16 protein-coding genes and 2 tRNA genes are annotated in these 14,415 nt (G+C 58.3%); 5 read left to right on the forward strand and 13 right to left on the reverse strand.

What is annotated here, in order from left to right:
- Positions 1-20 precede the first annotated feature (20 nt).
- A complete protein-coding gene (locus tag ACFC20_RS03925; RefSeq protein ID WP_375191868.1) occupies positions 21-485 on the forward strand; it encodes a DMT family transporter in 465 nt (154 codons plus the stop codon).
- Between the two features lie 122 nt (positions 486-607).
- Here the strand turns inward: ACFC20_RS03925 and ACFC20_RS03930 are convergent, their stop codons facing one another.
- The gene (locus ACFC20_RS03930; RefSeq protein WP_375191869.1) at positions 608-1,516 is read right to left on the reverse strand and encodes a substrate-binding periplasmic protein; all 909 of its coding nucleotides are present in this window, start codon (positions 1,514-1,516) and stop codon (positions 608-610) included.
- A 208-nt stretch (positions 1,517-1,724) separates the two neighbouring features.
- On the opposite strand from ACFC20_RS03930, the gene ACFC20_RS03935 reads away from it, so the two are divergent.
- Positions 1,725-2,882, forward strand: a complete 1,158-nt coding sequence (locus ACFC20_RS03935; protein ID WP_375191870.1) for an iron-containing alcohol dehydrogenase — start codon at positions 1,725-1,727, stop codon at positions 2,880-2,882.
- A 12-nt stretch (positions 2,883-2,894) separates the two neighbouring features.
- Complete coding sequence (locus ACFC20_RS03940) at positions 2,895-3,314, forward strand: acyl-CoA thioesterase (RefSeq protein ID WP_375191871.1); 420 nt, start codon at positions 2,895-2,897, stop codon at positions 3,312-3,314.
- A 3-nt stretch (positions 3,315-3,317) separates the two neighbouring features.
- Here ACFC20_RS03940 and ACFC20_RS03945 read toward each other — a convergent pair whose 3' ends face one another.
- The 5 genes from ACFC20_RS03945 to dapA all read right to left on the reverse strand — a co-directional run bounded on the left by ACFC20_RS03945 (position 3,318) and on the right by dapA (position 7,915).
- Entirely contained in the window at positions 3,318-4,325 is a 1,008-nt protein-coding gene (locus ACFC20_RS03945; RefSeq protein ID WP_375191872.1) for an NAD-dependent epimerase, read from the reverse strand.
- 28 nt (positions 4,326-4,353) lie between these two features.
- Positions 4,354-5,094 carry a TIGR04219 family outer membrane beta-barrel protein gene (locus ACFC20_RS03950; RefSeq protein ID WP_375191873.1) on the reverse strand — a complete coding sequence of 247 codons (741 nt, stop codon included), beginning with the start codon at positions 5,092-5,094 and terminating at the stop codon, positions 4,354-4,356.
- A 32-nt stretch (positions 5,095-5,126) separates the two neighbouring features.
- Entirely contained in the window at positions 5,127-5,840 is a 714-nt protein-coding gene (purC, locus tag ACFC20_RS03955) for a phosphoribosylaminoimidazolesuccinocarboxamide synthase (protein WP_375191874.1), read from the reverse strand.
- A 45-nt stretch (positions 5,841-5,885) separates the two neighbouring features.
- Complete coding sequence (gene bamC / locus ACFC20_RS03960; RefSeq protein WP_375191875.1) at positions 5,886-6,968, reverse strand: outer membrane protein assembly factor BamC; 1,083 nt, start codon at positions 6,966-6,968, stop codon at positions 5,886-5,888.
- A 68-nt stretch (positions 6,969-7,036) separates the two neighbouring features.
- The gene (dapA, locus tag ACFC20_RS03965) at positions 7,037-7,915 is read right to left on the reverse strand and encodes a 4-hydroxy-tetrahydrodipicolinate synthase (RefSeq protein WP_091985791.1); all 879 of its coding nucleotides are present in this window, start codon (positions 7,913-7,915) and stop codon (positions 7,037-7,039) included.
- Positions 7,916-7,989: 74 nt separating this feature from the next.
- Between dapA and ACFC20_RS03970 the strand changes: the two genes are divergently transcribed.
- A complete protein-coding gene (locus ACFC20_RS03970; RefSeq protein ID WP_375191876.1) occupies positions 7,990-8,457 on the forward strand; it encodes a peroxiredoxin in 468 nt (155 codons plus the stop codon).
- A 33-nt stretch (positions 8,458-8,490) separates the two neighbouring features.
- Here ACFC20_RS03970 and ACFC20_RS03975 read toward each other — a convergent pair whose 3' ends face one another.
- Together ACFC20_RS03975 and ACFC20_RS03980 are read right to left on the reverse strand one after the other, a co-directional pair.
- On the reverse strand, positions 8,491-9,576 hold the full coding sequence (locus ACFC20_RS03975) for an AI-2E family transporter (protein WP_375191877.1): 1,086 nt from the start codon (positions 9,574-9,576) through the stop codon (positions 8,491-8,493).
- A gap of 16 nt (positions 9,577-9,592) precedes the next feature.
- On the reverse strand, positions 9,593-9,820 hold the full coding sequence (locus ACFC20_RS03980) for a sulfurtransferase TusA family protein (RefSeq protein WP_375191878.1): 228 nt from the start codon (positions 9,818-9,820) through the stop codon (positions 9,593-9,595).
- Between the two features lie 168 nt (positions 9,821-9,988).
- Between ACFC20_RS03980 and ACFC20_RS03985 the strand changes: the two genes are divergently transcribed.
- The gene (locus ACFC20_RS03985; RefSeq protein WP_375191915.1) at positions 9,989-11,467 is read left to right on the forward strand and encodes a M48 family metalloprotease; all 1,479 of its coding nucleotides are present in this window, start codon (positions 9,989-9,991) and stop codon (positions 11,465-11,467) included.
- Positions 11,468-11,484: 17 nt separating this feature from the next.
- Here the strand turns inward: ACFC20_RS03985 and nadA are convergent, their stop codons facing one another.
- The 5 genes from nadA to pal form a co-directional block, all read right to left on the reverse strand.
- Positions 11,485-12,546, reverse strand: a complete 1,062-nt coding sequence (gene nadA, locus ACFC20_RS03990) for a quinolinate synthase NadA (protein ID WP_375191879.1) — start codon at positions 12,544-12,546, stop codon at positions 11,485-11,487.
- Positions 12,547-12,731: 185 nt separating this feature from the next.
- Positions 12,732-12,807, reverse strand: a tRNA-Lys gene (locus ACFC20_RS03995).
- Between the two features lie 68 nt (positions 12,808-12,875).
- Positions 12,876-12,951 (reverse strand) — tRNA-Lys (locus ACFC20_RS04000).
- Positions 12,952-13,032: 81 nt separating this feature from the next.
- Positions 13,033-13,773 carry a tol-pal system protein YbgF gene (gene ybgF, locus ACFC20_RS04005; RefSeq protein WP_375191880.1) on the reverse strand — a complete coding sequence of 247 codons (741 nt, stop codon included), beginning with the start codon at positions 13,771-13,773 and terminating at the stop codon, positions 13,033-13,035.
- Positions 13,774-13,789: 16 nt separating this feature from the next.
- Positions 13,790-14,359 carry a peptidoglycan-associated lipoprotein Pal gene (pal, locus tag ACFC20_RS04010; protein ID WP_375191881.1) on the reverse strand — a complete coding sequence of 190 codons (570 nt, stop codon included), beginning with the start codon at positions 14,357-14,359 and terminating at the stop codon, positions 13,790-13,792.
- Positions 14,360-14,415: the final 56 nt, after the last annotated feature.

Consider the following 14,415-nt stretch of genomic DNA (forward strand, 5'->3'; position numbering starts at 1 on the left):
AAAACAGCCAAGGAAAGAGAATGAACAATTCACTCACCTATGCTCTTCTCATGCTGATCGCAGGGATAGGAATACCCGTGATGGCGACGCTTAACGGTGGACTCGGTGCAAGACTCCAGAGCCCCGCCCTCGCAGCAACGATTCTTTTTTTCGTTGCCCTGGTTCTCGCATTTTCTTATTTAATAACTACCGAGGGTTTTCCTGAGACCGTTTTCTCCGCCGACGTGCCCCTCCACTTTTACTTCGGGGGTTTCTTTGTCCTTTTCTACATCCTAACTATTACTTGGGTAGCTCCTCGTTTTGGCATATCCAATTCAATTGCTTTTGTTTTGCTGGGGCAGCTCATCGCAATGAGCCTCATTGATCATTTCGGCTTGATGGGCGTTCAGAAATTCGCCATGAGCCTGAAGCGACTGGCTGGTTTAGGCGTGATGACAATCGGGGTTTTCTTGGTGCTGAACAAAGCCCCGGGTGGCCCCCGATAAGAATTTGGTAAGGTTTCCAGTAACCCCACTCCTTTTGATAGGTCGCACAAGGACGTTTGCTTGAAGCAAATGCGGATCAATGGTCTGGTGAGCCCCGGATGGAGTGTCGCTATTAGTGACGCCTAGAACCTGTCATTGTCCTCCAGGCCCGTACCCCTGCGACCAGGGATGCTGTTGAAATAATCCGAGCGTATCTCGTCTATCTCTCCCGTCGACCGCATCTCACTCAATACTTTATCGAGTGGTTCGACAAGTCTCAGATTTTTCTTGTGTAAATAATGATACAACGCTTCCGAATGAAGTACGGGGCTCACTACCTCCACATTCGTGAAGGGCGAATGCAAAACGGAGATTCGTGCGTTGATATCGGGCAGTAGCGTGTATTTCGCTCTTCCGAGACTGACCATTGCCAGCGCCTGATTGATGTTGACCACAAACATGCACTTGATGCGATGGGCGTTGACCAGGTGCTCTACTATGACAACGCCTCTCACACACAGCGGATCGTCTCGAATATCCTCAACTTTCCGGATCTCGGCAGTGCCCTGCTGTCCAACTGCCACCACATTAACGGCGTTGATGGCTGTCGGCACCGTATGCAAATTGGGATAGATCGATCCCAGATTTGCAACCCGCGACACTTCACCATCGTAGGTACCGTTGTTCGCGGATATCAATGAACGAAGGTTGGGGAGTTTGTGGACAACGAGCTCGTAACCCAACCTGTCGTAGGCTTTACGCAAAACCCTGATTGAAACATCTTGCACGAAGGCATCTTCAGGCGCTGTCAGATGAATCGTTGGCCGCAGTGAAGAGCCACCCACAGCACGCTCCTCGCCGCCCTCTGTTGATGGATAATGGATAGAGGCTACCTGATGGTCTTGCTCGACTACCGCACCTCCCGGATCTGCGGACGTTGCCGTTGCAAAGCAGCTGATGCCGGCGCACAGACACACAGGGAGCCAATCTCTGAAGCGACTCCGTCGGTTGACTGCTGTAGCCTTTGACCGGCATAGAACCATCGTTTTCATTATCCAATCATCCGTGAACATCTGCAGGGTCGGTAAGACCACTTCATCATACCTGCTTTGTGTCCCGGAAAACTAACGCTCCCCTGGTTAGCCGCCCGGCTGACCGTTTCTCCTGTCCCATCCGTCTGCGAAGCAAACCATCGAACGCCTAACCGTGTTAGTCTTCCAACATTCCACTACGCTGGCTTTGCTGACTTTGGAGGACCCTGTGACTGCATTCACCTTCAACACCACCAAAAGCGTTATTTGCGAACCTGGTGCCATCAAGCGCCTCGGGACTCTCGCGAGGGAGCAGATCGGCGCCAGGGTATTGCTTGTTACCGACCCCGGCCTCGTGAAGGCAGGCATCATTGACCCGGCTATCAACTCCCTGAACGAGGCCGGCGTGCATTACGAGCTATTCGGAGACGTGGTCGCCGACCCACCCGTCTCGGTGGTGGAGGCAGCCCTGGCGCAGGCACGCGCTTCCAGCATCGATGGCGTAATCGGCTTTGGCGGTGGCTCCTCCATGGATGTGGCCAAACTGATCGCACTGCTCATTGGCAGTGGCGAAAAGCTCGATGACGTGTATGGGGTTGGCCAGGCCAAGGGGCAGCGTTTACCGTTGATCCAGATTCCAACCACGGCGGGAACCGGCTCGGAGGTAACGCCCATCTCGATCATCACGGTCGGCGACACCGAGAAGAAAGGCGTGGTGGCACCGCAGCTGCTGCCAGACATCGCCCTGCTGGATGCCGAGCTGACGCTAGGGCTCCCGGCCCATGTCACCGCCGCCACCGGCATCGATGCCATGGTGCACGCCATTGAAAGCTACACCTCGGCCTCCGCCAACAACAATCCCGTCTCCCGGGCGCTCGCTCGTGAAGCCCTGCGGTTGCTGGGCGCGAATATTGAAACCGCGGTGAAGGACGGCCGGAATGTCCGGGCGCGCTCCGACATGCTGTTGGGAGCCATGCTTGCGGGCCAGGCTTTTGCCAACTCTCCGGTCGCCGCTGTCCATGCCCTGGCTTATCCGATTGGTGGCATTTTCCATGTACCCCATGGCCTGTCCAACGCGCTGGTGCTGCCCCATGTGATGCGCTTCAACGCCAAGCTCTGTAACGAATCCTATGCCGTCCTGGCAACCGACGCCTTTCCGGATCTTGCCTCAGCGCCTGCGGAGCAGCGAACCCGGGAGTTTATCGATCGCATGGAGGCACTGAGTGCGGATCTGGGCCTGGAGCAGACACTTCGCGAGGTTGGCGTTACCGAACCGGATCTGCCCGTTCTGGCCGCGGACGCCATGAAGCAGACCCGACTGCTTGTGAACAACCCCAGGGAGGTGACGGAAGCAGACGCCCTGGCCATCTACCAGGCCGCGTATTAAGGGGCGAAAATAATGCAGCGAGACGAATTCAGGGTGTTCTACCCGGTATCCACCCGCTGGATGGATAACGATGTCTACGGGCACGTGAACAATGTCACCTACTACTCGTATTTCGACTCAACCATCAACCGGTATCTGATTGAAGAAGGTGGCCTGGATATACACAAAGCGCCGGTAGTGGGCTTTGTGGTGAGCTCGTCCTGCCAGTTCCGCCGGCCGGTGGCCTACCCCGACGCGCTATCGGTCGGCCTCCGGGTCCTGAAACTGGGCAACAGTTCGGTGACCTACGAGCTCGGCATATTCAGGGAATCGGACAGCGAAGCTTCAGCGGTCGGCCAGGTGGTACATGTGTTTGTGGATCGCGAAGAGAACCGTTCGGTCAGCATTCCTGCGCCCATCCGGCGTTGCCTTGAGGCAGTGGCTGCTGACTGAACGTTATACCTGGTAGAAATCCCGATACCAGTCCACAAACCGGCCAATGCCCTCTTCCACGGGCGTTGCCGGCTTGTAGCCGACGTCCGCTATCAGGTCGTCGACATTGGCGTAGGTGGCCGGCACATCGCCCGGCTGGAGTGGCAGGAGGTTTTTCTCAGCCTTCTTGCCGACCTTCGCCTCGATAATCTCAATGAAGCGTGACAGCTCCACCGGATTGTTGCTGCCGATGTTGTATAGCCGGTACGGGGCCTTGCTGGTGCCAGCATCCGGCGTTGCGCCGCTCCAGTCATCGTTGGCTTCCGCCACATGATCGAGGGTGCGGATGACACCCTCAACGATGTCGTCGATGTAGGTGAAGTCCCGGCGATGATGGCCGTGGTTGAACACGTCGATGGGCTCCCCGGCGAGGATCTTCTTCGTGAAGATAAACAGCGCCATGTCCGGCCGGCCCCAGGGGCCGTAGACGGTAAAGAACCGCAAACCGGTGGTGGGCAGGTTGTACAGATGGCTGTAAGTGTGGGCCATCAGCTCATTGGCCTTCTTGGAGGCGGCGTAGAGGCTGAGGGGGTGGTCCACATTGTCGTGCACCGAGAACGGCATGGTCTCGTTGGCACCGTAGACGGAGCTGCTGGAAGCGTACACCAGGTGTTGCACACCATTATGGCGACAGCCCTCCAGAATATTCATGAACCCCACCAGATTGGCGTCCACATAAGCGTGGGGGTTCTCCAGGGAGTATCGGACACCGGCCTGGGCCGCCAGGTGCACCACCCGGTCGGGCCGGTGCTTGGCAAACAGCGACGCCATGGACGCACGGTCGGCGACATCCTGACGTACTTCAAGGAAACCCTTCTTGCCGGTCAGACGCGCCAGCCGGGCCTCCTTTAGGTTTACGTCGTAGTAGTCGTTGACGTTATCCACGCCAATCACCTCATCGCCGCGATCAAGCAGGCGATGGGCAAGGTGCGATCCGATAAAGCCGGCAGTACCGGTGACAAGAATCTTCAAGTGTCTCTCCCTGGAGTCTGTGTCGGGATCAGAAGGTTACGCCCGCACTAACGAACGGCCCGCCAATCTCAACGTCCAGCCGATCGTCTCCGTCTTCGTAATCGATCGACATCTGGCGGTAACCCGCCCGCAACTGAACCAGCGCGATTTCAAACTGACCAAAGGCGTTGACATCGTGCAGGGAATCGCCGTCATAGCTGATCAGGTTGCCTTCGGCGCCCACGGAAACACCGGTAAAAGGCAGATCAAAGCGCGCGGCGAGATAGCCCATGGGGATCACGGCATCCACTTCCGTGCGATTTACACGAGCACCTTGGATCTCTTGAACTACCAGCTCACCGCTCAGGTCACGCGCCGTCACGCCCAGGTCGAGGTTGACCCAGTTGTCGAGCACTTCGTAATAGAAGGTAAAGTCGAGCTGTTCCAGATCCAGGTCCGAGCGCACGTCCACACCGGTACCTACCGTGGTGATATCGCCGAAATCCGCACCCAGCTCACCCTGGCCACTTTGCTGGACCAGTGTGTAGTTCAGGCGAACGTTCGGCAACACCGGCACCGGATGCTCAACGTAGAGCGAGGCATTGGCGTTGGTGTCGTTGTCCAGGTTCAGATCGTTCTCAACATCCACTACATCGTTGTTTGTAGCAGCCTTACCGGAAAGATCAGAATCCCAGTAACTTACGCTGGCACCCAGCCCAACCACATCGGCCTGGGACATCGGCGCCACCAGAATCAGTGAACCGCCTACAGCTAGCATCAGTTTACGCATAACGCACCTTTTGGAATTGTAGTGAGTGGTAATCAGTCGAACTGGATGCCCAGCCGGCGACCGACTTCCTCATAGGTTTCAATAACCTCGCCCAATCCCTGGCGGAAACGGTCCTTGTCCATTTTCTTACGGGTCTCCTTGTCCCAGATCCGACAGCCATCCGGGCTGAATTCGTCGCCCAGAACAATCTGGCCACCGCTGCGACCAAATTCCAGCTTGTAGTCGACCAGCATCATTCCGGCATCATCGAACAGTGCCTTGAGCACATCATTCACCTTGTAGGTGAGTGTCTTCATCTGGCCGAGTTCCTGCTCGGTGGCCCAGCCAAAGCTGACCGCCAGTGACTCATTCACCATGGGGTCGTGCAACGCATCGTTCTTGAGAAACAGTTCATAGGTGGGCGGATTGAGGGCCTTGCCCTCCTCAACACCCAGCCGGCGGCACAGACTGCCCGCAGACACGTTGCGAACGACGCACTCCACCGGAATCATGTCGAGCTTCTTGACCAGAGATTCGGTAGACGACAGCAGACCCTCGAAATGCGTCGGCACGCCGGCGGCTTCCAGCTTTTCCATGATGAAGGCGTTGAACTTGTTGTTCACCATGCCCTTGCGGTTCAGCTGTTCTTTCTTTTCTCCGTCGAAGGCCGAGGTATCGTCCCGGAACACCATGACGAACCGCTCGGGATCGTCGGTACGGTAGACGGATTTTGCCTTGCCGGCGTAGAGTTCTTCGCGCTTTTCCATTATAAATCTCCGAAAAACGGCCGCCACGGGCGGCCACCTTCTCAATCAGTATAGGTAATCGAACAGCTGTTCCAGCAACTCGGCCGGCGATCGGCTGGCCTCGGTACCCGGTAGTAGCTGCGCCGAGATCACGACGGCCTCTGCCTCCTGGCGAAGCATGACAGTGTGGGTATGCTCTGGTGAGGACTCTGAACTGAACCAGCTGAACCAGCCAGGGTCGCGCTCATCCTCGTTACGGAAGTCCACCTGGAACCAGCCTTCGCTGCGGTTCAGGTCAACCACCGGAATCCCAGAATCGCCCAGGGCCCGGTTCACCTCGGCCCAGGAGCGACCGTAATCCAGTTCCATGCGGATGGCCACGGCTTCGTCGTTCTCGGAGATCAGCCTCACCAGGGGATCGCTCACCATTCCTGAGGCCGCCCGGGAGAATGCCTTGGTTTCTTCCTGGGCACGCAGGAAGTCACCCATGTCTGCCAGCAGCCGTTTCTGGAACGCCAGTGCCTCTTCTGTGGGTTCGGCGGTGGTGCTCCAGGGGATCAGTTCATCGGGCTGGTCCTCAACGTTCACCCGGCGAACCTGTATCTCGGTGGTCTTGCGACGAACGCCCGGCGCCATCCGGACCTGCACCAGCACTTTCTGTTCACCGGCAGACGGATTGTCGGGTAGCTCCGCCAGTTGCCGCGCACGCTTGCTGAAATTCACCAGTTCGGTCTGCAACAGCCCGAGCTGCGGGCTATCAAAACTGACACCCAGCCCACGATCGCTCAGGTAGCTGTTGACCGCTGGCCAGAGCCGGCCGGGCACGTCGTTCACCAAAAGCCAGACACGCCCGTCGAGCTCTTCAATCGCGTAATTCTCGTCGAGGATATCGGAGGTCATGTCCGGGGGCCGAGGGATGTCGGACGGGTACATCTTGCTGGCGTCCGCGGGCTTGACATCGCGAATCGGCATGGTCTGGCTGAAGCGGGATTTGTCAGCGGATTCGGGCAGCTCAAGCGGCTGCCCCTCCGGCGCATTCACATACCGCTCCGAGCGGTCTTCAACGAGGCTGCAGCCGGCAACTGACGTAAGCAGCAGAACGCCGGACACGGCCGCAGCACGCTGGAACAGGGGCAATTTCTTTGACATGAGGGTACTACCGGTTCTCTGTGGAACCTGCATCAGGTGACTCCGGGCTTGGAAACGTTTGGACAATCTCAGAGTACACCTGAGGCCTTGAGGGCATCTTCCACTTCTCCGTGGAACTTCTCGCTCAACGGAGTGAGCGGCAGGCGAATGCCCTCGCCGATCATTCCCATCCGATGCAGGGCCCATTTTACCGGAATCGGGTTGGCTTCGAGGAAGAGCTTGCGGTTCAGCGGCATAAGCAGCTCGTTCAGGCGCTCAGTCTCCTCCCGGTTGCCGGCAATGGCGGCTTCACACAGCTGTGACATGCCTTTGGGTGCCACGTTCGCGGTCACCGACACGTTGCCCTTGGCACCCGCCAGCATCAGCTCGGCGGCGGTGGCGTCGTCACCCGAGTACACGGCAAGTCGGCCCTCGAGTGCCTGGATGAGCTCGGCACCCCGGGGGATGTTCCCGGTGGCGTCTTTGATACCGACAATATTCGGGATGTCAGCCAGGCGCAGAACGGTCTCGTTCAGCATGTCGCACGCGGTACGGCCAGGCACGTTGTACAGCATCTGGCTCATGCCCGGGACGGCTTCGGCAATGGCTTTGAAATGGCGGTACAGGCCTTCCTGGGTGGGCTTGTTGTAGTACGGCACCACCAGCAGACAGGCATCAGCGCCCAGTTTGTGGGCTTCGGTGGTCAGCTCGATCGCTTCGCGGGTGCTGTTGCCCCCGGTGCCGGCGATTACCGGGATACGACCGTTAACCCGCTTGATGATGTGGCCAATTACCCGGCAGTGCTCTTCCGGATCCAGCGTTGCCGACTCGCCGGTGGTTCCGACGGCAACAATGCCGTGAGTACCGTTATCCAGGTGAAAGTCCACCAGCTTGTCCAGATCTTCCCAGTGAATTTCACCGTCTGGATGCATGGGCGTGACCAGTGCGACAAGGCTACCCGTAATCATAAAAGCTCCGTCCGAATAAAACCGATATGGTAATGTTGGGCACGAACTGACACAAGGGAATTAAAGGAGATGTCATGCCCTCCGTTGAGTTAAACAAACCCGTGCCGGATTTTGAAGCACCGGCCACGGGAAACCAGACCATCCGACTGGACGATCTGAAGGGTCGTAATGTGGTGATCTACTTCTACCCCAAAGACAACACGCCGGGGTGCACTACCGAAGGCCAGGATTTCCGGGACCGCATGCAGCAGTTCGAGGAGCTGGACACCGAGATCCTCGGGGTATCCCGCGATGGTCTGAAGGCCCACGAGAACTTCCGCGCCAAGCACGAATTCCCGTTCCACCTGATTTCCGACAAGGATGAAGCGCTCTGTCAGTTGTTTGATGTCATCAAACTGAAAAAGCTGTACGGCAAGGAATACATGGGCGTGGACCGAAGCACATTCCTGATCGACAAGGAGGGTGTTCTCAGGGGCGAGTGGCGCGGCGTGAAAGTGAAGGGCCATGCCGACGAGGTGCTGGAGGCAGTCAGGGCGCTCTGACGAGCGCCCGTCTAGCTGTCTGGTCGGGAAAGGCTACTTTACTTGCGTGGTCTCGACCGGAGCAGAGGCGGAATCCTTGACCGGCCAGGCCGCAAAGACCGCCTTCAGCATGGTAGCCAGGGGAATCGCAAAGAACACACCCCAGAGACCCCAGATACCGCCGAAGAACAGCACCGCCACGATAATGGCGACCGGATGAAGGTTGTTGACCTCGGAAAAGAGGATGGGCACCAGAACATTGCCGTCCAGGGCCTGAATGACACCGTACACCACCATCACCCAGATAAAGTGGCTGCCCCAGCCGAACGCGAACAGGGCGATCACCGCCACCGGAATGGTGACCACGGCAGCGCCGATGTATGGAATCACCACGCTCAGGCCAACCAGCAGCGCCAGCAGAGCCGCGTACGGCATGCCCAGCAGCTTGAACGCAATGTAGGTGGCACCGCCCACAATGAGGATCTCCAGCGCCTTGCCGCGAACATAGTTGGCGCACTGCAGGTTCACCTCGTGCCAGATCTGCAGCATCATGGGCCGCTGCGGAGGCAGCAGACGGGCAATGGACCCCAGCAGCACCTCGCGGTCCTTCAGGAAGAAGAACACCAGGATCGGCACCAGCACCATGTAGATCAGCAGCGCGACCAGATCGGGAATACTTGACAGGGAAAACGACACCAACCATTGGGTCAGGTGCCCCACTTCGGTACTCACCTGGCTGTAAACCTGGGCAACCGCTTGGCCCGAAATCAAATGGGGGTACTGCTCCGGTAACAGCTCCAGGTAGGACTGCAGTTCACGGATGATGCGCGGCGCCTCACCGGCGAGGTTGCTGAGCTGGGTCCAGATAAGTGGCAGTAGCCCGAACAGAAAGCCGACCAGCACCCCGAGAAATACCAGGAATACCGTCAGGATTGAGAGGGTTTCCGGGACCCCCAGCCGGTTGAGCTTGGTTACCAGCCCCTGCAGAATAAAGGCAACGATCAGAGAGGCAATGGCCGGGGCGAGCATGGCCCCGAACCAGATCACAAAGACAGTGCCAGTGACCAGTATCAGAAAAAGGATGACCGCTTCTTCATCCGAGAAATATTTGTGGGCAAGACCCCGTAACGTCCTGATCATCGACAACTCCGAATCATTAACCGCCGCACTTTATCACAAACCGGTATTGGCCGGCGGACTCCGAACTGCTCATGAGCTTATGGTCGGACAACTCGAGGAAAGCGGGAATATCCCGGGCAGAACCGGCGTCGGTGGCGATCACCTCGAGCTCTTCGCCAGGCGACATACTGTTGAGTTCCAGCTTGGTCTTCAGCAACGGCATCGGGCAGCGAAGCCCGGACGCATCAAGAACACGATCAACCATCGGGATTACACACCATACGGACAAACTGTAAGGGAATTTAACAAGCGGGCATTGTGCCGGGAGTGATAATGTACTGCATTACAGTCCTCTGCAAGCGGGGGCCCGAACTTTTCACAATGCACTGCTGTCCAACCGGCAGTTCCAGGCAAAGGCATTCTGTATCAGATGATGGCAAGACATTTCCGCACCCGTCCGTTTCCCGCACTGATGAGGAGCGCCCTGCTGGCCCTCGCTCTGGCAGGCACTGCCCTGCCGGCACAGGGGCAGCAGGATAGCCGCTTACCCAGCATCGGTGGCAGTGGCGGCGGTTTGATCGCTGGCCAGCAGGAGTCGGACATTGGCCAACAGGTGATGGTATCCATCCGCCGTTCGGCGCCACGGATCACCGACCCTCTGGTTTACGACTACGTGAATGCCATTACCTATCGCCTGGTTCCCTTCGCCCCCCTGCAGGACCGCGACCTGACCCTGGCACTGATCGACAGTCCGGCGATCAACGCCTTTGCCGTGCCAGGAGGCATTGTTGGGGTGAATGGCGGCCTGTTCCTGAACGCTGCAACGGAACAGCAGTTCGCCTCGGTACTCGCCCACGAACTTGCACACCTCAGCCAGCGGCATTTTGCCCGGCGCATGGAACAGCAGGAAACCAGCGCTCCCCTCACCATGGCCGGCATGATTGCCGGTATCGTGCTGTCAGCGGTTACCCAGTCTGACATCGGTATCGCGGCGATCGCAGGCAGCCAGGCACTGGCGGTACAGAACATGTTGGCGTACAGCCGGGCCCACGAGCAGGAAGCAGACCGCGTGGGCCTTGAGATATTGGCCAACGCCGGGATGGACCCCAGAGGCATGCCCGAGATGTTCGAGATCATGATGCGGCAGAACCGGATGCAGGGGAATCGGCTGCCGGAATACCTCTCAACCCACCCGCTCACCCAGAACCGTGTTGCCGACACCCGAAACCGGGCCGAGCAATACCCTGACGAACGCATCCGTGATGGCCAGGAGTACCACCTGATGCGCAGCCGGCTGCAAGTACACTACGCGCCCTCGGCCGATGTGGCGGTGGAAACCTTCGAGGCCTATCTGGATCGTGAAGACGCCAAGCGCAACGACGCCATTCGCTACGGTTTGGCCGTCGCCTACCTGTCCAATCGACAGCACGAGAAAGCCGCCGAGCTTCTGAACGATCTACTGGCCAGGAACCCCGGTCGAATTACCTTTCTGGTAACCCTGGCGGAAGTACGCCTGGCCCAGAAACGGATGGATGACGCCCGTTCGATCCTTCAGGACGCACTTGCGCGCAACCCGGGCAATTATCCGATCACTTTCCAGTTGGCGGAAACCGAGATAGCCGACGGTAACGGCGCGGCAGCAGCAGAACATCTAAAACAACTGACCAGAAGGCTGCCAGGCCAGGAGCACCTCTGGCTGAAGCTTGCCGAAGCGGAGGGAATGGCAAGGAATATTGTCGGCGTTCACCGCGCGCGGGCGGAATACGACGTGCTCATGGGCGACCTGGAGTCAGCCCAGAGGCAACTCAGGCAGGCCCAGGAAAAGCTGCCCGCCGGCGCGCCCCAGCGACAGATAGTGACCGAGCGGCTGGCCGAGATCACCAGCCGACTCTATGCCAGAAACAACGGCTGAGGCAGTCAGTTAACGCCTCAGGCGTTACCGGCGGCCTTCAGGTTCATATGGGCGGTAAAGTCCAGCATACGGTGCAGCGGCTTCAATGCCCTTTCCCGCAAAGCCGCATCCACCAGTACTTCCTGATTGCCGTGCTCCAGCACGTGCAGCAGGTTGGCGAGGCCATTCATCGCCATCCACGGACAGTGGGCACAGCTGCGACAGGTTGCCCCATTGCCCGCAGTTGGCGCCTCAATGAGAGTCTTGTTGGGGGCCAACTGCTGCATCTTGTAGAAGATGCCGTTATCGGTTGCCACGATGAACTGCTCATTGGGAAGGGTCTGCACCGCGTGGATGAGCTGCGAGGTTGAGCCGACCACGTCCGCCATTTCCACCACCGCGTCCGGCGACTCCGGGTGCACCAGCACAGCGGCCTCCGGATACACTGCTTTCAGGTCCTCAAGCCCACGGTACTTGAACTCTTCGTGCACGATGCAGGAGCCGTCCCACAGCAGCATGTCGGCACCGGTCGTCTTCTGCACGTAATGCCCAAGATGTTTGTCGGGTGCCCACAGAATCTTCTCACCACGGGCATCAAGATGCTCCACGATCGCCTGGGCGCAGCTGGAGGTTACCACCCAGTCAGCCCGGGCCTTCACCGCCGCGGAGGTATTCGCATACACCACCACGGTGCGATCTGGGTGCTGGTCGCAGAATGCGGCAAACTCGTCCTCCGGGCACCCCACGTCGAGGGAACAGGTCGCCTCGAGGGTTGGCATCAGCACCCGCTTTTCCGGGTTCAGGATCTTGGCTGTTTCGCCCATGAACCGGACCCCGGCAACCACCACCGTGGAGGCGGGATGTTGGTTGCCAAACCGGGCCATTTCCAGGGAGTCGGCGACACAGCCACCAGTCTCTTCGGCCAGACGCTGAATGTCCGGATCGGTGTAATAATGCGCCACGAGAACCGCATCCCGGGCCTTCAGGGCCGCCTTGATTCGGGATTCCAGGTCAGCTTTCTCACTGGCGCTCAGGGGCTTGGGCTCGGCGGCGTGGGCCAGATGTTCCTGAACAAGGATACGGTCTTCGGCTCGGGTCATTACTGCATCTCTGTGTTGCGTTCACCGGGGCATTATAGCATTGCCGTCCGGGCTTTAATGATTCTGAAACAAATCACCCTGACACTCGGGGCTTTCAGATACTTGTTTACCTAGGTGGGAACATATACGCAAAAAAAAAGAGCCCGGAGGCTCTTTTTTCACGGAAACCGCCGGCTTCCGTTATTTGGTGGGTCGTGAAGGATTCGAACCTTCGACCAATTGGTTAAAAGCCAACTGCTCTACCAACTGAGCTAACGACCCCTGACTGGCGATTGGCGCTTTCGCCCCAATCCGTACCGAATGACTCAGCCCACCCGGCACTTCGTGTTTGGTGGGTCGTGAAGGATTCGAACCTTCGACCAATTGGTTAAAAGCCAACTGCTCTACCAACTGAGCTAACGACCCAAACGAGGCGCATATAGTAATGATTTTTGGCGCCTGATCAACCCCTTTTTTTCCGGATCCCGGACATTTTTACCCGTGGTGTCAGCCGTTGCCGGATTCCAGATAACGACGGGCCAGATCAGCGGCGCTGCTTGAGGGATAATCCTCAAGTACTTTGTTCATGGTCCGGCGGGCATCCTGCTTTTCACCGAGCCGGTCCTGGGTAATTCCGAGCTTGTACACGGCGTCCGGCGCCTTGCGATGATCGGCATACCGCGTTGCAACGATGGTGAATGCCTGTTTTGCCTGTTCCAGCTGCGGCTTCACCAGGTACACCTCACCCAGCCAATAGTAGGCGTTCACGGTGAGATCCCCTTCCGGATACTTGTCGATAAACTCGTAAATCCGGGTAATCGCCTCATCGTATTTTTTCTGGTTGCGAATCAGGTCAAGGATCTTTTCATAGGCCTGGCGTTCTTCCGCACCGGGCTGGCGATACTCCTTCATCTGGGGCGCGGTGCCCGCAGCGGCCGGACTGCTGGCTGCGGCAGTCTCCGCCGGTTGGGATGCCAGCTTCTCGGACAGTTCCAGGATGCGCTGGTCCAGATCAATGTAGCGATCCCGCCCCTGCTCCTGCAGGCGATTGATCAGGTGGCGCTGTTCCTCCACCTCGCCCTGGAGGCGTCGAACTTCTCCCTGCAACTGCTGGATCATGTAGAACAACTCGGCCGTGGCCTGGCTGCTACCGGCAGGGCTGGTGTTCTGGGCGGATTGCGCCAACGCCACGCCCGCCTGCCCGAAGGCAAGCGGGAGCAGCACTGCCGCCATGAGCGTTTTTCTCATGGTGCGTCCTGTGTGTTTACTTGAATACGAGTTCTACCCGACGGTTCTGGGCCCAGGCGCTTTCTGTGGAACCCATGACAGCCGGCTTTTCCTCACCATAGCTTACGGTCTCGATCTGGCCACGTGAAGCACCATTAACAATCAGGAAGCGCTGTACGGCATTGGCACGGCGCTCGCCCAGGGCCAGGTTGTATTCCTTGGTTCCACGCTCATCCGCATGGCCTTCCAGGCGCACATTCTGGCCCGGGTTGTTGGCCAGGTACTGGGCATGGGCCACCAGCACGTCGCGGGCTTCCGGCTTGATCTCAGCGGTGTCGAAGTCAAAGTAGAAGGTGGTAATTTCACGCAGCGCAGCCTGTTCTGCCTGCTGACGGGCGGCCATCCGCTCTTCCTCAGTTAGCTGCGAAGAGGACACGCCATCCTGGCCCTCGCCACCGTAAACGGTGGAACCGCCTTCCTGATCAATAGCCGCTACGTCGGAACCGTATTCGCCCTCTTCCTGGGTGCCACCGGTTGAACTACAACCCGCGACCAGCCCGACGGAGAGCAGAAGCGCAAATGCCTTGGTCTGTGCTGAAAAAATCATGATGCCTTCCTTACAGTTGATGGAGTTAATTTTTTACGGAATGACCCGGGTCCATT

It is taken from the genome of Marinobacter sp. (assembly GCF_041984545.1).
Taxonomy (GTDB): Bacteria; Pseudomonadota; Gammaproteobacteria; order Pseudomonadales; family Oleiphilaceae; genus Marinobacter.